The 18,961-nt window shown below is 36.5% G+C and carries 7 protein-coding genes, 1 tRNA gene and 2 pseudogenes; 4 read left to right on the top strand and 6 right to left on the bottom strand.

The annotated features are described in order from the left end of the window. Positions 1-724 precede the first annotated feature (724 nt). Both ptsP and WCP76_RS00045 read left to right on the top strand, forming a co-directional pair. Positions 725-3,225: pseudogene (gene ptsP, locus WCP76_RS00050) on the top strand (phosphoenolpyruvate--protein phosphotransferase). A 468-nt stretch (positions 3,226-3,693) separates the two neighbouring features. Beyond that, positions 3,694-3,783 (top strand) — tRNA-Ser (locus WCP76_RS00045). Between the two features lie 221 nt (positions 3,784-4,004). Here WCP76_RS00045 and WCP76_RS00040 read toward each other — a convergent pair. The 6 genes from WCP76_RS00040 to WCP76_RS00015 all read right to left on the bottom strand — a co-directional run bounded on the left by WCP76_RS00040 (position 4,005) and on the right by WCP76_RS00015 (position 8,154). Continuing rightward, positions 4,005-4,256 carry a hypothetical protein gene (locus WCP76_RS00040; protein ID WP_336293649.1) on the bottom strand — a complete coding sequence of 84 codons (252 nt, stop codon included), beginning with the start codon at positions 4,254-4,256 and terminating at the stop codon, positions 4,005-4,007. A gap of 558 nt (positions 4,257-4,814) precedes the next feature. After that, positions 4,815-5,192: a DEAD/DEAH box helicase family protein gene (locus WCP76_RS00035; RefSeq protein ID WP_336293648.1), complete on the bottom strand. Its 378-nt coding sequence runs from the start codon at positions 5,190-5,192 to the stop codon at positions 4,815-4,817. Between the two features lie 589 nt (positions 5,193-5,781). Next, positions 5,782-6,519, bottom strand: coding sequence for a DNA methyltransferase (locus tag WCP76_RS00030; RefSeq protein ID WP_336294000.1), 738 nt, complete (start codon positions 6,517-6,519; stop codon positions 5,782-5,784). Between the two features lie 38 nt (positions 6,520-6,557). Then, entirely contained in the window at positions 6,558-6,899 is a 342-nt protein-coding gene (locus tag WCP76_RS00025; RefSeq protein WP_336293647.1) for a hypothetical protein, read from the bottom strand. An 8-nt stretch (positions 6,900-6,907) separates the two neighbouring features. Beyond that, positions 6,908-7,159, bottom strand: coding sequence for a DNA methyltransferase (locus tag WCP76_RS06505; protein ID WP_442894699.1), 252 nt, complete (start codon positions 7,157-7,159; stop codon positions 6,908-6,910). Between the two features lie 605 nt (positions 7,160-7,764). After that, positions 7,765-8,154, bottom strand: a complete 390-nt coding sequence (locus WCP76_RS00015) for a hypothetical protein (protein ID WP_336293646.1) — start codon at positions 8,152-8,154, stop codon at positions 7,765-7,767. A gap of 3,810 nt (positions 8,155-11,964) precedes the next feature. Between WCP76_RS00015 and WCP76_RS00010 the strand changes: the two genes are divergently transcribed. Then, on the top strand, positions 11,965-15,096 hold the full coding sequence (locus tag WCP76_RS00010) for a Vomp family autotransporter (protein ID WP_336293645.1): 3,132 nt from the start codon (positions 11,965-11,967) through the stop codon (positions 15,094-15,096). A gap of 1,317 nt (positions 15,097-16,413) precedes the next feature. Beyond that, positions 16,414-18,961 (top strand): annotated as a pseudogene (locus WCP76_RS00005) (hypothetical protein); the annotation flags it as partial.

Raw genomic sequence — 18,961 nt, 5'->3', positions numbered from 1 at the left:
GAATTATGCGGAAAGTTTGCTATCTTTTTATGAGCGAAAAAGTGTCTGCTAATTTATTTTCAAAGAATTTTATGGAAATTTGATAGGAATATTTGCATGATCATTTTGGTAAAAATGAGCTAGTTTGTAAGCCTCATGATGTGTTCATTAATATTTTAGATGATTATGTGTATTAGTTAGGCTGTTTGTTTAGGAAAAAAGGGATTTATAAGGGCTCTTATAAAGATTGTTTTTTAAATTAATGAGCGCTGAGAGATTTTTAGTAAATTAAAGTAAGGTTATGTTTAAGAAAACTTAGTTTAAAACAATTAGAATAATAGCTATGCAATCAGTTACAACGAAGGTATTTTTGATCTACTTGATTATTAAGCACCGTGAGAATAAACGCTATCTGTATAAAAGTAGTGATTGATTTAAGTTAAAAACATTTTTCTTTTATAGCTTTATTTATCTTATTTGTCTTTGTGGAGTGGGAAATAGAGTTAGATTTCTCTCTGATTACTTTAAGCAACCCGGCGTGTAAGTGATATCTGATCATTCGATAGGTTATATTGGAGTAGTTAAACGCTTTATTATAGTTATATTTCGTACAACAAAGGAAAATCACGGTATTATTTCATTTTATGTTTTTGAGCATGGAGTTTTGAAATGAAGTTATCAACAATATGCATGTTCAAACGTAACGCGGTTTAAGTTCATCACGAGGTGTAAGAAAGTAGAAGTAATGGATACAGGTTGTAAAGAGATAGAGATCTTATTTGTAGCTCTGTACAATTTACGGCTGTTTTTGATCATAAAAATTATGCGATTCATGTTGGTGCTGAATTGCTTGTGTAAGTTGGCACAGTTGGTAAATGTTATCTTGAAAGTATGCTCCAAAGTGAAGCAGTAATAAATATTAACTTGGAAATGGTATAGTAATTCCCTATAGAATTGTTAAAAACATTATTTGATTATCAGGGATGCTGTTGCTGTTATATAAATTCCTGCTGGAGTTGAATGGCAAGATGGAAATAAGTACATTTGGTTATTGTTATTGTTTCTTGTCCAGATCTCTATAGAGAAATTTGCAAAAAATTGATACGTATTTTATTTAATAAGGAATGGATTTAAACACTTTTAACAACTACCGACAAACAACAAATTTTTACAACTCTTTTTGGTCAGGACATTAAGATGGGGAAGACTTTTATTGGTGATCTTTCAGTGTGTCAGGAATGGACTTTAGATTATCCAAGTGGTCTTCATGCACGACCAGCTTCTATTTGGGTTGACTTTGCAAAAAAAGTTCAAGGCTCTATTAGAGTTCGTCATGGTCAGCATGCCGTTGAAATGAAAAATTTGGTTGGTTTATTGCAATTAGGAGCAAAAAACGGTGATGTCCTGATTTTTTCGACAGATGCGGCAGAAGGTGTGAAGCTTCTTAAGGATGCAATTTCTGTTGTGAAGCAAGTGAGTATCAGTGAAAAATGTGTTATGAAAGAAATAGAAGCTCAGACGAAGGCTTCTCATGGTTGGTATCCACGTTCTGGAAAAAAAGGCATTTCTGGTGTTGGGGCAAGTTCAGGATTAGCTTTTGGCAAAATTTTTGTTTTAAGACAGAATGATATTTTCATAACGGACCAGCCAATTGATTTTGCAACTGGTTCTGCGTGTCTTGAAAATGCTCTTATAAAAACAAAACATAAAATGGCGTCAGTTATTGCAGATATTACAGCGCGTATGGGGGGAGATGCTGCTGCGATTTTTTCTGCGCAAATGGTTTTACTTGAAGATGAAAATTTGATAGCTCAAGCTTGTCGTTTTATGGCAGAAGGTCATGGTGTAGCTTGGTCTTGGGATAGAGCAGTTCGACAGTTTGTAAATATGTTTTTTAAAGCAGATAATCCTCTGTTAGCAGCGCGTGCCGTTAACTTAGTTGATATCGGTCGTCGTGTTCTAGGTGAGATTAATCCATCGTATAGATCATTTTTTTTAAATGATATTCCACATGGTGTCATTCTAGTTACAGACGATTTATCTCCCTCTGATGCAGCTCAGCTCGATTCTACAAAAGTGCAGGGATTAGCAACGGCATGGGGAGGCCCACTGTCTCATACAGCTATTTTGGCGCGCACTCTTGGTATTCCAATGGTCGTTGCTATAGGTGCTGATGTTTTAACCGTTGAGTGTGATGTTCAGGCCATCATTGATGGCGATAGAGGATTCATTTACCTTGATCCGATTCCTGAAGACGTTTTTGATGTTCAGAAACAGATGAATGTTTTCGCACAAAAGCGTGACAGTGAAATGTGTGTGTGGAAATTGCCAGTAAAAACGATAGATGGTCAGAGGATTCGTATCATGGCTAATGTCAACTACGCAAATCAGGTTCCTGTTGCGTTTGATTTGGGGGCTGAAGGTGTTGGACTCATGCGGACAGAATTTTTGTTTTTGGATAGTCCACATCTTCCGGATGAAGAGGCACAATTTGATGTGTACCGAGCAATGATTGCAGCTGTAGGAGATAAGCCATTAATTATTCGTGCACTTGATATTGGTGGGGATAAACAAGTTACACATTTACATTTACCTAAAGAAAACAATCCCTTTTTAGGTGTTCGAGGAACGCGGCTTTTGTTACGTCGGCGTGATCTTTTGGTTCCCCAGTTGCGTGCTCTATATCGAGCTGCAAAAGAGGGAGGTGATTTATGGATTTTATTTCCAATGGTCATGTCTGTTTCAGAAATTTTTGCTATAAAAAAGATTGCAGAAGAAATTCGTATTGATGTTGGTGCTCCAAAATTAAAGCTTGGTATTATGATTGAAGTTCCAGCGGCGGCCATTATGGCAGATGTTCTGAGTATCCATGTTGATTTTGTTTCAATTGGAACAAATGATTTAACGCAATATACAATGGCTATTGATCGACAAAATCCTTATCTCGTGTCTGAAGCTGATAGTCTTGATCCAGCGGTTTTGCGCATGATTCACCAGACTATTCAGGGTGCAGCAAAACATAAACGTTGGGTTAGTGTGTGTGGTGGTATGGCTGGAGATCCTTTTGCAGCTATGATTTTGACTGGGTTGGGAATTAATGAACTTTCTATGATATCTTGTGATATTGCTTCAGTAAAAGCGTGTTTGCAGGCGCATAGTTTTGAAGATATGAAAATTTTAGCAAGGAAAGCATTACAGTGTGAAACTGCGCAAGATGTACGTACCCTTAGCAGTGAGATAGGGTGATATGTAAGAGCTTTAAAAAGAGGAGAGTTCGTCAATCCCATAATTTAGTACAGTGATCACATTATAAACGTGAATCACTTTTGTTGTGATAAAGTTTATCATCCCTATGATAACAGGTTTTAATATTAACGACCAATAGATTAATGCAGTCACTTATATTTACTGGAATGTATTAATAGTAATAGGTTGATAGTGCTATTTAATCATTCGACTTTTAAAAAATCTGAGAATATGTCAATTTTCATAAATAGGAAGCTGTGTAAATAGACACAAAGATTTCTGATTTATGATGATACAGTGATTGTATTTTGGGTATCTATCCACGAAAAAAGTTGTTTCTAAAAAAAGAGGATGTGCTTGTTATCTAGAAAGTATAAAGTTTATTCTGATAAATGAAGTTATTTTTGAGTTTTGAGTATATAATTTAGACTTGCACGTTATTTCTTTCTGGGTATAGTGCGAAGCTCTGGAGAGGTGGCCGAGTGGTTTAAGGCGCACGCCTGGAACGCGTGTATATGGGAAACCATATCGAGGGTTCGAATCCCTCTCTCTCCGCCATTGAATACAAACGAACTTGTCTATTCTCAAAATAGCATAGCTTAAAAAGCCCAGATTTGCGTTTTTTTTGATGTTTTCAATTGACTTCCTCTCTATAAAAACACTCTGTTTTTCTCTAATTTTTTTCCTATATATGCTCCTTTCCTGAAAAATACTGTGCTTTGAAAACGAAGTACGGAGCTTTTAGTCATGGGAAATCAAAGGTTTCGCAATTGACCAGTTTACACCAGTCTATGGCTGTCATTGTCAACTAGCGAGCTGACACAAAACATTATAATCTGCGCGAATGTCAAAGCGGACTTTATAGCAATTTTCTTTTCAGGGCAGAGAATCGGATTATCAGATAACTGAAATGTTTCCTGCAATTTTTTCATCAAAGATTGCTTCTGCTTTTTGAACTTATCGTTTGCATCGCTATCCTGCCGTGAGAGAACTTCCCCGGTTTTTGCCAGCACCAATAAAAGTGTCCACAAGTTCGTTTTTTCCCAGCTCTTTGATATTTTATCTTGAAGTGTATTGGCTCCAGCCGTTCTTGAATCTGCTCACATGTGACTGACAACATCTATATTGCGGTAAATTTGAATAAAAACCGCTCCTATGTTGCTCTTGCATATGCGGGACAGCGATATTTTGAGCTAGGCTTGGCTGATTTTGCTTGTGGCATTAATGGGTAGCACATCATCTATTCCAATCAGCTTGGATTTATTGGCACGATTCACTATATCTTGGAACTTGTTATGAGCAATGATGGTCAGGCGATCAAAAGCTTTGACACCTGTTCTGCGACCATATGGAAAGCGTAAACAAGGACCTATAGTCTGTTTCGTGAGAATTTCGGATGCAGAAGCATGCAGAGGAACAATTATGTAAAGGTTTGTTACACCCCAGCCTTCTTTCAGTTTATTAACGTGGATGACGATTTCAGTTAGCTTGTTAGGGTCTTCAACTAAAATAAGGCGCTGGATATTTTCATTTTCTTCCGCACCGGATTGCTTAGAGTGAATTTCAGCAACCTCGCCTTTGTAACGCCTTTAAAAGAATGCTTGTGATTCCAGCAATTCACGTAACTGGCTTGCGTGCTCAGTATCCTTTGCTACTACTAACATAAACGGTTTAACGATTTTCTGGTCGTATTGACAAGTATAGACATTCAGCTCAACTTTCACATGCTCATGGTGATGGATACCATCTTCCATGGCCTTGGATAGTGAATACGCGTAAATGGTATTCTTAAAATCAACAGGGATTGATTCCGTTGTTTTTGGCGTAGCAGTCAGCTCCATCCTTAATACAGGTTTAAGTTCATTAATCGCTTTTGCATTTGCAGTTGCGCAGTAACGGTGCACTTCATCCATCAGTATGGCTAAGTCAGGAAACTTGGAAAGATACCCCAAATAGCTTTCACCCATTGTTTTCTGCAAGCGCTTGATGCGTGGTGTACTTTATTTGGCAGCAGCTTTTTTGTTCTCATTTGCACTAATTTTGGAGATGTTAAAGATATTGATAAATGACGTATTACTATCCTCTAACAAGTGTCCCTAATTACAGAAGTTATTAATATCAAAACGTGCACATTACCTCTATCACAATCCTTGCCAGTAATAATAACCGGTGGGTTTGCTAAAAACTCCTGAATATCCCGAAAAACGTATTTAGAGCTTTGCGAGCTAAAATCTTCCTTCAGCTTTTCATAGATTGTCAAGAGTGATGCTAGAACAAAGAGATGACGGCTGTAGCTTGTCAAATACAAGTAGCTGATAAATGTGCTTGCTCCTATTATACGGGTCTTTTCGCTTCGTGTTACCAGCGCAAAACAGATAGAAGTAAAATCACACTCAAAGTCCTGAACGGATGGATACATGCTTTATCGCGCTCAAGATCGGGGTCTTTTGAAAGCTCCATGCTTTCAAGAACAGGAGCCAGAATAGTCAAGAGATTAATTGTGTAGTCAGTGCAGTGAGAGGCGAGCAGATATATTTCTTATAGTACGATTCATGATTATTCTTCCTTACTTTCTGCTGACTGCAGCTGAGTGACGTTAAGGCTGTAATCATCCTTACCCCATTCACATTTTGTCAAGATCGCTTGCGGTATCTTTTTCAGGGTTAAATTATCAAAATCTTCTGCATTGGCGTTAAATGCTTTACAGTAGATTAAAAGTGTACGATTAGGGCCAACCTCTTCGCTGATTGTTCGAAGTTGTTCATGTGTAAGTGCATTTGTCGTGACATAGATTAAGTCAGTTTCAGCAGAGTATCCATGCATCCAGTAATGGTTTTCATTAGGTGCGTAGATAAAATCCATATGCTTGCACGTGGTTTCGGTTAGCATTCCGGCATTATAATCCTCACTGATAACCCAATTACCCCATTTATTTTTTTCTAGCATGGATGGAACCAGTCGATAGTAGCGGAATCCACCACCGCCTTTCCAATTCACATCTTTTGAAATACCAGTGTGATCTTCACCATCAATAACTCTCTGCATTCTTGGGATAATGTAGGTATGACATTGTTCTCCCAGCTCTATAGAAATCCATCTTCTGCCCATTTTATGTGCAGAAGATGCTGTCGATCCAGATCCAGCGAAAGAATCTAATGCTAGGTCACCGGGGCGACTGAAATGCTTCAAGATAATATGCATCAGTGCTTCAGGTTTTTTACTGCTTCGGAAGTCTACACTTCCTTCGCTACGACAGTTTCCAAAGCTTCCAGCGAGATCATAAAAATTTTCGATTGGAGTATATGTGAGCTTGGAAGAGTCCTCTAATTGGGCTAAAGGACCCCCTGATAATACTTTCCTTGTGTCGCATTGGCTCTTTGGGGACTAGTAAAGTAGCGATACGGGAATTTGTCATCGCCTATACCTTCAACCTTGTACAAAACATCAAGGCCGTCTTCTTCATGGTGTCCTTCTAAGTAATCACGGAAAAATCTTCCTGACGAATTCCCATCAAGGATGTTCCCAGAAGCCCATATTATTTTTAATCCTTTGCCTTTTTCTCGGATGTAATACATAAACTTATCAAACGAAGAGCTTTTTGAATTAAGGTAAGGTTTTGCACCGTATTCCTTTCGGTATACATGAATCATTTCAACCTGTTTGTGAAAATCCATGTTTTGCTTCAAGGTTTTGAAGCATAGCGCACCTGTACGTATATTGTTATGAGGTAATTATTCCTCCCAAAGATTTCATCTAAAAGAACTTTCAGATAGTGTCCCTCTGAATCATCTATGTGACAGCAGAAAAAACCATTTTTTGAGAAAGGGTTGCGTAAAATATTCAGTCTCTCGCGCATTAGAGAAAGCCAAATAGAATGTTCTAAATCATCATCATAATGCTCAAATGCATTACCTGTATTATATGGATGATTAATATAAATTCATTTAACCTGTCCAGCATATTCTGCTTCCAATGCCTTTAGTGCTAGAAGGTTGTCACCAAAAATTAGTTTGTTATCAAAGATATCGTTTTCGGTTACACGCTCTTTGGCGTGATAAGACTTTTCAGGATTTTACAGCAGGATGCGCGCCTCAAGCCGCGGACGCTTGTATTTTCCGATCCATGTTAGTTCTAGTTTTTGTTTATTACGGTTCATGTAATCGTCCTAAAATTTAATAGTCAGCGAATGGTAAAAACTTCATCAGTTGTGTGTGATAGTTTAAGCTTGGTTTCGATCTTTTCAAGCAATTCATCCGATTTTTTATCCACTATTTTACACGTTTCAAAAAACTCCATCATTTTCTTATTACGCTCTTTTTCGAGTTTTTTGACTTGCTGCCTGGAAGTCGTTTTTTTTCAGAGCCTTCAGGGTAAGGAGAGCCTTTTTGCGCCCTTAATTTTCTTTTCAAGGCGCCTCAATTTCTGATAAATCGCTTCTTTGGAATTTTCGGACAAACGATCCAATTTTTCCTGCTTTTCATTAAAATATTCTTCGTTTAGGCGTTGCACCTTTTCAAGGTGCAGGGTTATGGCAAATTGTTAATTTTTCTGAATTTTTTTGGCTATCGCCTTGTAAGATTTAAGTTCTTCTGTTTTTTCACGCAGTTTAGTTTTGTTGATGGCTACTTCATCGTCCTCTAAGTTCATTTCTTCGGCGACTTCATCAGATGTTTCATAGTCTTTAAGGCTTTCAAGTTCAGTAGCATTCTCTTCAAGAGGTTTAATCATCTTGTCCAACTTACCACTAACCGCAAAAGAAGATGAGGCTAGAATTTTGTGTACTACAAGGTTTACAAGGTGCTTTGCTCCGGGCTTTGTGGAAGCAATGTCATCACGCCGTAGGTACGATGAGATCTGGTTGTAAAGCTCCGTCTCCTCGATAGAGGATTGGAAGTCTTCAGCCATTGAGTGACGGCGTGTAAAGTTCATATCGCCTTTTTATTGGACTTCTCGTCTCAGTGTTTTGGTGCAAACCTTCGAAAGACGATGACACAAAATATTCAGATTATTGGCAGTGATTTTGGCTCCAACATATTGGTTTTGAATGTTTCAACGCTTCCAAAGAGGTGTGAGCCAATGATAAACATCAAACCATCCAGCTCAAGCAGCGAGTTTTGTAATGGTATTGCGGAAAGCATAATTTTTGCGACCTTCTAAAGTTTCTTGCAGCAGTTTTACTATCTTTGCGCTGCTTTTTGCCACATATTACGAAGTTTGTGAGATTCTTTAAAAACCACAAGATTCCAGTTAACACTCTTTAGACCTATGTTTTTACGCGATGCAAACACATAAGAGAAAATGAGCACTCGATCCTCTTTTAGAGCAAAAGGATTAAGAATGTCTGCTGTTTTGTCCACGTTTTAAGACGAAGATATCCAAGATATATGATGGAATATTAAACTTTTCTAATAACTCCTGAGACTACTGATTACTAAGCATCGCAGGAAAAATCAAAATGGTTTTACGGTTACGATCGGCTTATTTTGGGGCAATAATCAAACTTGCCTCGGTGGTCTTAGCAAGTTCCACTTCATTAGCTAATAAAATGCCTGGTGATAGAGGGGACCTTAAAGCAAACAAGGCAGTCTCAATTTGGTGAAGATTAATATCCACCTTTGATGAGGCAAGCTAATTTGAAAGGTTATCTTCTGCTGAGCTGTCAATTGTTAAGGCATGCGCCAAATAGGCTGCTTGATGCTTGGTGTAGCTTTCTGTTTTTGCGTTATTCTGCTTTTGCGCCTGACTCATTTTTTTAGTTCTACTTTGCTCTTTTGTTCATTGATCGATTTCACTCTTGCGGAATTGCTATGTTCCTCCGACTTTGAATCCGGCTAATTTCCCTTCAGGTGCAAAGTGATAAGCTGTTTTTTCAGCTATTTTCAGGTAGTATACCAGCTCTTTGACGGTTAAAATTTCATCGTTACTTACGTCAATCAGACTCCAAATTATGAATTATTATTGGAAATGTTAGAAATTTGAGTAGTTTTCAAAAAATTTAATTCTTATAATACAAAAGCAGATTATTAATTCCAGAAATACAGTAATGATCAGATTTTTTCTGAGCCAAAGCATATCATGCAGCTATGTGTCTATTCAGATCAGAACTATTGAATGACCTGCAAGACTTTCGCTTAACCAATATGCATCAGTAAACTCTATAGGATATTGAATATCTTTTAAACCTATTGCACATTTATGCAGCTAGATTGCTTGTGTTATCCAGTTTGTATAGAAAAAATCATTGAACTCTATGATTTAGATTAAATTGTGGTTTTCTATGTAATTTTTAGATATCCAAGCGTCACCCCATTGTCAGCACCAATAGTTGACACATATCAAGCAATATAGTTTTGTCAATTTTGTGTAAAGCACCAGCTTTAAAATCAATGTCTATTAGAATTTATGGCTCTAGTATCTTCAATTCCCCAATCATGAATGTGTGCTGCAATGTCTTCGTTATATAACTATATATAAGGCTCATAGCATTTCAGATATATCTCCAAACAGCTTTTAATTTGCATATAAGAGGGATCATTATTTTGAATCACAAGCTATAAGATTTCATCATTAGTAACTAAATTAAAACTGTACTATTGATATCAATAAAATAGCGTAATTGGTTAATTACTTAATGGATTTCATTTTTTTGCATTGATTTTAGATATTGATTAATCTTATATGTTATAAATTTTAAAATTGTGGGAAATACGTTTAATCTGCGCATTCTGACAACGAGGTTTATGCAGTTTTTTTCTGCTTTGAAAGTGTAACTGCGACTTTAAAGATAGAAATTGACACAAATTTGCTCGACAGGTTAATTCTAATAGAGTATGTAATAAAGCATTTAGTCTTCGCACGTTTTTCCAAGGTCGGTTTATGATAATGTAATTTGACAAAATACTTTGAAAATCCTATTGGTGTATTACTGACATAATTTTGCTCTTACTTAAATGGATGTTACAACATCCGTTTTTTTTTGATTTTATGTGCAATATTACTGTTTACTTATTAAATAGTTATATTGCTTTTGGAATGATTTTTGGGCACGTTACGGAAGTAGAATCAAAAACTAAGCTGGAAAAAGTTTTTGTGAAGTGCTGAGTATATTTGATTTTGCAGAACATAAGAAATTTGCGAAACATCGTGGTATAACTGCTGCCTTTATCGGAATTATGAAATTGGTATAAGTAGGGCTGTTGTCTTTCTTTTTTCAAAATACAAGGAAATTTTTAGTGTTTTATTAAGGCTTGCTTGTAGTCAACCATGATGAAATACTTTTTGACGTAACAAAAGTAGCAGGTTTTAGGATTCCAACATTATTTTGGATTTATAAAAAAGCTTAGGCATGTAGCTTATACAACCTATCGTTATGCAAGAATAAAATTTTCCCTTTAGAATGTAGAAAAATCTGTGGCAGAATTCTATGAAAAGTTACAAGAGCTTGTCCCAAATATTAAAAACAGCTGCATAATATCAAAATTGAAAGAGTCCATTTAAAAACAACATAAAACATAACTAGCAGCCATCTAAAACAAAAAGAAAGTAGTAATATTTTTTAAATTCCTTCTGTAAAAGTTAAAGTTTAGGAATAATACATTGAATGGTAATAAATTTATAACAGCCAATATAATTATCACATATTCTTATCTAATCCCACTTAATAAAAGATTTCATGTCAAATGACATCCTTTAATTCACTCAGTTTATTCCCTAGCTTTATTATATTTGGATGACACGGAAAAGAAATCGCATAACAAACATACGAACTCAAATAGTATATTGCTTATGTAGCAGTTATTAAGAAAAAGAAAGTTATAGTAGAGATTCAACGTACGAATAATTTCACATTTTAGTATTTTTATAATTTTTTGCAAGGAAGGTTATACTTAATAAAGTCACCTCTCCTAAAACACCCTTAGGTTGAAGAAAATAATACTTATGGAATCGAAAATATAACTGGTTATAATAGGCTTAAGAGATAAAAAGATAAATCACTTCCTTTTAGCAACACTCTATAAAATAGTAAAAAATTATAATTATTTCAGCAATTTAATTTACGTAGATAAAAAATAAGAGTCGTTCTACATAAAGACAGAGCAGAACGAAAGAAAATTTATAGAGCTTTTATATTTTCCATGAAGACTGTAGCATTTAAACAGCAGAACTTTATTATAGAAAGTGCCTAATTGTATGAAGGTGTATCTTTTTTAAAGATATATATATTATCTGATAGATGGGTTATCTAATCGTCAATAATGAAGCTATCCTGCTGATAATTATTTTATTACATTAGTGCTCTAATTATAAAAAATTCATAAAAGTATGCTTATAAAAACAGCGAATATAAAGCATCTCTTTTTATCCTTATTATAAAGTATTACGGAAAAATTATTTTCATACTCTTGCCATTCTGAGTATGCGCTTTATTTGAAAGTTGGAATTGCTCTTTAACAAAGCTTTTTTGTTAAGAAATAAGCTGTGGTATTTTTGAATGGAGATTATGTAATATTCTCAAAACTTTATTTTTTAGCTTGAATCCCTTTAGCTAAAAAGAGTGGGAACTTTTTTAGCATCTATGTTGTCGCGGAGATTTTGGAATAACGCCGTAATGAGTACCGGCGTTAGAGAGGGATAAGTTTTATCTTTATTTGTTCGTTTTTTGAGTGCGCAAACTAAGGAGTTTGTTCTGGGAGTTTTTGCATCTTGTGATGATATTGAATCACGTTGGAGGAGGTTCTTATGAAAAAATTATATTCAACATCAAATTTGGTTAAAGCGGTTTCTTTGGGAACTGCAATGAGCGCATTTTTATCAGGTGTTTCACCTGTTTTTGCTGGTGATGATAGTTTCTATGGTGCGGATATTTTTAATGCAGGCAGTAAAGTAAAGTTTGCAGCTGTTGAGAACACACAACAAAATAACGGAAAAAGTAAGAATCTCAACATTAGCAAAGAGGGTGATAAAATCGTAAATTTTGATTTGGTTGATAATTTTATAGGGAAGGTGATCACTGCATCCAGAACCTTTATGAATGATGCAGGCTTTGGATTTGATGATGGCGAGGGACCAAAAATAACTGTGACCGGTATTGATGCTGGGAATAAAAAAATTAGAGGAGTAGCCGAAGGAACTTCAGATAATGAAGCTGTGAATTTTGCGCAGTTGCAGAAAATAAAAGATCAGATGGAAGATAATACTCTTATTGAATGGGATGGGGATGAGGAGGTTATCAAAATTGGTGCTGAAAAAGAAGGTCTTGAAATCAATATTAAAAACAATGCAAACAGAGAGCGAGTTATTTCTGGTGTTTTTAACGGAGAAATCAGTCACACTTCAACCGAAGCAATAAACGGTGCCCAGCTTTTAAGTATGATGGGAATTGTAGCAGATTATTTTGGTGGTTCAGATACAGATCTATATCATGGTATTAAACCAGATTATGTTATTCAAACTAAAAAATATAATACCGTTTTGGATGCTTTTAAGGGTGTTGATAATTCTATTAGCGATATTTATCGTACAATTAATCTAGATACGGGCAGGAAGTTTATTACAATTGGTGCTAAAATAAATGCTGAAAAAATCGATGTTTCAGGCATTGATGGGGATCGACCGATCATGGGTGTGAAGGAAGCGACACAGAGTAATGAAGCTGTTAATAAAGCGCAGCTTGATGGTGAGATTGCAGATATTACTGAAAGTCTTAGCAATGTGCAAAGTTTTGCGGTTTTCTACGATCAAAAGAATGGTGGGAATGTTGACTATAGCAAGGTTACTTTGGGTAAAAGTTCACATGTTGGACCAGTTGATCTCTTGAATGTTGCTGCTGGTGATATTGCGCAAAACTCCAATGCTGCTGTAAATGGTTCGCAGCTTTATGGTATGGGCATTGAGATTGCTAGTTATTTTGGCGGTGATGCTCGCTATGAGCGTGGAGAGTGGAAAGCTCCTACTTTTAAGATTGCCGAGCACAATCTGGATAATGATACTGTTGTTTTAAAGCCATATTCTAGTGTTTCTGATGCATTTAATAGTATTAACTCTTCTATTGGCGATATTTATCGTACAATTAATGACGTATCAGATAGTAGCCTTGTTAAATGGTATGGGGGTGAGGAGGTTATCAAAATTGGTGCTGAAAAAGATGGTACTGAAATCAATATTGCAAACAGTAAAAACGGAGAGCGAGTTATTTCTGGTGTGAAAAATGGAATGCTCTCTAATGTATCAACCGAAGCTGTAAATGGTTCACAGCTCTTTACCACTAACGAGTATATTACAACTGTTGCCAATGATCTGTCGAAAATTTCTGACAATACATCGAAATATTTGGGTGGCGGTGCGGATATTCTTGCAGGTATAGAGCCATCTTTTGTTATTAAAAATCAGAAATATAATGATGTTGCTTCTGCTTTTACTGGTGTAAACATTTCTATTAAAGATCTTGATGATAGAATTGTTGAAATAAAACAACATAACCTTGTACAACAAGAAGGAGGTAACTCAGCTGTTATCACTATCGGTAAAAATACAGCTGGAAGTACTATTAGTGTTGCAGGATATGCCAATGTAGGCCGTACTATTTCTGGCGTAAAGGCAGCGGAAAAAGGTGATGAAGCCATTAATAAAGACCAACTTGATGAAAGTATAGAGAAGATTTCTCAAGATATTAAAGAAGCAAATGCTTCTGCAGTTCTCTACGATAAAAATGAAGATGGCTCTATTGATTATAGTCATGTGACCTTTGGTGATAACAATAGTGTTAATCCGGTTGCTCTTTTGAATGTCAAGGCTGGTAATATTACGGAAGACTCAACTGATGCAATAAATGGTTCCCAACTTTATTCTATGGGGAGCAAGGTTGCTGCTTATTTTGGCGGTGGTGCGGGATATGATAATGGCAAATGGACAGCTCCTAATTTCAAGATCGCTCAATTCAATGTTGATGGCACAGCTGTTGAGAAGAACTATAATAATGTTGCTGATGCCTTAAGCGGTATTAATAACGGCATGTCAAATATTAATAACCGTCTTAATGATGTCATTAAAAAGGCAGATTCAGACACTTTAAAGTGGAATGAAGTAAAAAAAGCGTATGATGCTGGTCGAGATGATCAGCCGAGTAAGATTATCAATGTAGCTGATGGTAAAATTTCAAAAGATTCGAAAGATGCGATTAACGGGGGACAGCTTTGGAAAACCAATGAGCGTGTTACGGATCTCGAAAAGCAAGTTGGTCATATAGATAATAGAGTTGACAATATTATGAACACGATTGGTGATATTGGTGATACGGTTAATGACATTTCTGAAAATGTTGTTCACTATGAACGGGATGAATATGGCAAAAAAACCAATAAAGTTGTTTTGCAAGGTAGCGATGCCAGTGAGCCTGTTATGATTGATAATGTTGCAGATGGTGCTGTTCAGAAGGGTTCAAAAGAGGCTGTAAATGGTGGACAGCTTCATGACTACACCCAAGAACAGATGAAAATTATTCTCGATGATGCAAAGCACTACACAGATCAACGGGTAAACAATATCGTTGTTGATGCAATCGATGATGCTGTTGAGCGCGCTAACAATTACACAAATATAAAGTTTAAAGCTTTAAATTATGGTATTCAGAATGCACAAAAAGAAGCAAGACAAGCAGCAGCTATTGGTTTAGCGGTATCTAACTTACGCTACAATGATATCCCTGGAAAATTGAGCGTTGCATTTGGCAGCGGCTTGTGGCGTAGTCAGTCTGCATTTGCCTTTGGTACTGGTTATACATCTGAGAACGGAGCTATTCGGTCCAATGTATCTATCACCAATTCTGGTGGCCATTGGGGTGTGGGTGCAGGATTTAGTATGACGTTGAATTGATAATAAACATAATATATTAGCAAAAAAACTTTCTTGCTCTTATCTTAAATTAAGATAAGAGCGAGAATTTATTTCGGCAAAAATAAATAAAACAAACCTATTAGCTAATAAAAGATTAATTTAAAAACAATATAAAATAGGCAAATAATAAAATATACGCTTCATAAAAAATTCTGCTATCCTATTTCAATTTTTAACAGGGTAGAATTACCACATACCCGTCTGTTTCTCCTTTTACTAAACAACAGCTTAAATAACGTGAAACAAATACATTATTTAATTCTACTGATTAAAACCTAGTCACCTTCTGCGTTAAATACATCTTTTTTATATCATCAATTGGAAGCTTATTATAAAAAAATTAATTTAATAATCTCAAAGAGAAATAATGTAGATACCTTGCATTAATATACTTAGATTTTTAAGTTTTATTTGAGTAGCTACTTGGTGCAGGCAATTAATTTTTCATAAGAAATTATGTTGATCCTATTTTTTAGGGACTGTGAATACTTTTTAAATGCAGACAAGATTCAATTAGGTATTAGAACAGCCATGAATCCTACACTATAATGCTTAATGTTCTATAGGAATAGCTTGGCTTATTTTGTTAAAATAGGCACACTAGAACTAAAAATGATCTCCTTTTATTAAATCACTAAAAAAATTTTTATTTTGGTCTTGATATTTCATTTAATAGACTATAGAGGTATAAAAATGCTAGAGGAGTCCATTTTAATCGCAGGAAAAAGTTTTAGAAGGGAAAGAAGTGATGTGTATAAATAAAGAAAATACTACAGAACAATTTCCAAATTACTACACTACACTTGCTAAAAGAGTACATTAGGCAAAAAACACCTCCCAGGAAACTTAGATGTTTCTTAAAGTGCTACGGCTTTTGCTTATTTTATTAATAAAAACTCTCGTCAAGAAGAATTCCATTCTCACATACAACACAATCTTCGCTAGGTAACCAAAATCATAAAGTAAACCAAACTATGTCACGTAAAATATTTTTAACTTTCGAAATACATAAACCCTACTTTTTAAATTTGCATAACAACAACCACACACGCAGTTTTCGTTAAAATTTAAATCCACCTCCTTTTTGCGTTTATTCATATATTTGAATTTCTCATTTAGGTTCTATTGCATATTTAAGTTTCATTACAGAAGGTACACACAAAACATATACAAAAAACCAAACAACGTCACTAACTGCCACCACCTCAGAGCTTACGAGCCACTGACTAGCACTGAAATGTGTTTTTTTTGTGTTTTTTGAATACGTTTTAAAGTTTTTTTATTGGAGAATTTATTATGAAAAAGTTGTACAACACACGAATAGTCAGTGATTTGAGGTCTTCTTGTTCTTCTTTTGTTAATGTATTTTTGTTGACCGAAATGGTTGTGTTGTTATCAAGTGTTTCGCCTACTTCCGCTTCAAATCTTGCAATAACAGCGGCTACTGTTATGAGCTCAAATACCCCACAAGTGCGCTATTCTAGGGCCAGTCATGGCAGTGTTGTTCTTTCTGGTGATGATAATTTCTGTGGTGCGGATGAAGTTTTTGGTCGTGGGGGTATTACCGCTCCTTCTAAGAGTACGATAGGTGCACAAGAAGAATATAGGAGGTTTTTTGAACAGCCAGAGTTTGGTGCACATTCTCCTTATAGTCAGAGCACTGTACAACAACGTTGGTCTGGGAATGGGCACACAGTGCCGACTAAGCCTGGAGGAAAAGGCACTGGTTATATGGGGCTTAAGACAGGTGGTCGTACAAATGTTTTGCCTGAGGCTTATGGTATTTATTCTTTTGCTACGGGCTGTGGGTCTTATGCATCCGGGAACTATTCAACAGCATTTGGTGCAAATGCAACTGCACTTACTGGGGGCTCTCAAGCTTTTGGTGTCGCTTCGCTTGCAAGTGGGAGGGTGTCCATTGCTGTGGGTGTGGGGGCGGAGGCTTCGGGAGAATCTGGGCTCGCTTTTGGTGGGCTTACGGTTGCAAGGGGTGGTCATAGTGTAGCTTTGGGCACACGTGCTATGGCTCAAGGGCAGAACTCTATTGCGATAGGTGGTAGTGGTGTGGATACCGAGATAACAGCAGCTGCAGGGTTAAGATCAGTTGCAATCGGTTATAAGTCCTCTAGTTCAGGAGATTTTTCAGTTGCTTTAGGTGTAGGTGCGAAAGCGTTTGTCGAAGGGGGTGCTGCTGTAGGTTCTGGATCTGTATCCCAGACAGCAGGTGGTATTTCTGGTTATGATCCTAAAGAGGATGCTGCGTCAAAAGATGCTACTGTAACATGGAAAAGTACTACAGGGGTCTTTTCTGTTGGTGATTCAGCTGGGGTAACACGACAAATTGCGGGAGTGGCTGCTGGTACTCGAGATACTGATGCAGTAAATGTTGCACAGTTAAAATCTATGAGAGAATTTGTAATGCAAGGGTGGAAGTTTTCTACTAACAAAGAGAATGTTACGACAGTTCCATTATCTGCTACAGTAGATTTTTCGTCTGGGAGTGAAAATTTAAAAGTTGAAAAAGCTGCAGATGGCAGCGGAATTGCATTTGATTTAGCGAAGAGCATTACGCTAGATCATATGGATGTAAGAGGAATTGTTTCTATAGATTCGACAGGTCTGGTAATTGCTGATGGTCCCCAAATAACAGCCGCTGGTATTAATGCTGGAAATAAACAGATTACGAATGTTGAAAGGGGTACGCAAGATACTGATGCAGTGAATTTTGCACAGCTAAAGGAAGTAACGCAACAATTGTCCATGAGGCCTAGCTTCATTGAGCAAGATATTGTGAGCAAACATCTCACGATTGGTGCACAAACAGATGGCGATGAAATTAATATCCTCAATAAGGATAAAAATAAGCGTACCCTTTCTGGACTAAAGGATGGTGTAGTTTCTGTAAATTCAAGTGAAGCGGTAACTGGCTCGCAGCTTTTCTCTTTAAAACAGGATTTAGGAACTGTATCCGGTGGCGTAGAAACAACAGCTGCGAATATATTAAAGTTCTTTGGAGGTGGTGCTACATATGAAGATGGCACATGGACTGTTCCAACATTTACGCTTAAAGCGGTTAAAGAAGATGGTAGCACTGAGGAACAGAGCTATGACAATGTTGCAGCTGCTTTAACGGGAGTTGGTAGTTCTTTCACGAATATGCAGGAAAGCATTTCCAGCACGGTTAATCAAAAGATTAAGGATGAGTTTGACAACATAAGCAATGGTCGTCTTGTTAAGCAAGATGCTGGAACGCATGTTATCAATATTGGTAAAGAAGTAGAAGGCAATACCATTAATATTGCGAATAGTAAAAAGGAGCTACGCATCCTTTCCGGTTTGCAGGCAGGTACTTCAGAGAATGATGCTGTTAATAAAGGTCAGCTTGATGCGAGTATCGAGACTGTACAAAATGATTTAAAGAAAGAATCCGATAAGCTTAGTGAGAGCGTAGAAAGCATTACTAAAACAGTTCAAGGTGATAGCTTATTTTGGAGCACAACTGATAATGCGTTTGTTGCTGATCATGGAGTGAGTGGTTCCAAGAGTAAGAGCAAGCTGACACATCTTTTGGATGGAGAAATTGCTTCTGGTTCTTCTGATGCTGTTACAGGTGGGCAGCTCTATTCATTGAATGATCAACTTGTAACCTATTTGGGTGGTACATCTGAGAATGGGATCTGGAAAGCTCCTAGTTTAACAGTTAATACCATTAAAGAAGATGGTAGCACTGAGGAACAGAGCTATGCTAATGTTGCAGCTGCTTTAACGGGAGTTGGTAGTTCTTTCACGAATATGCAGGAAAGCATTACTAAGGAGGTTTCCAAGCAGATTAGTGATGAGATTG

The organism is Bartonella vaga (assembly GCF_037070895.1).
GTDB lineage: Bacteria > Pseudomonadota > Alphaproteobacteria > Rhizobiales > Rhizobiaceae > Bartonella.
The sequence above is the reverse complement of the archived record's forward strand: the minus strand, read 5'-3'. Positions and strand labels throughout refer to the sequence as shown.

What these genes read in the sequence shown, in the direction of transcription:
- WCP76_RS00035 (WP_336293648.1), bottom strand. Translation starts at nt 5,192, where the DNA reads ATGGGTGAAAGCTATTTGGGGTATCTTTCCAAGTTTCCTGACTTAGCC.
- WCP76_RS00015 (WP_336293646.1), bottom strand. Translation starts at nt 8,154, where the DNA reads ATGAACTTTACACGCCGTCACTCAATGGCTGAAGACTTCCAATCCTCT.
- WCP76_RS00010 (WP_336293645.1), top strand. Translation starts at nt 11,965, where the DNA reads ATGAAAAAATTATATTCAACATCAAATTTGGTTAAAGCGGTTTCTTTG.
- WCP76_RS00025 (WP_336293647.1), bottom strand. Translation starts at nt 6,899, where the DNA reads ATGGATTTTCACAAACAGGTTGAAATGATTCATGTATACCGAAAGGAA.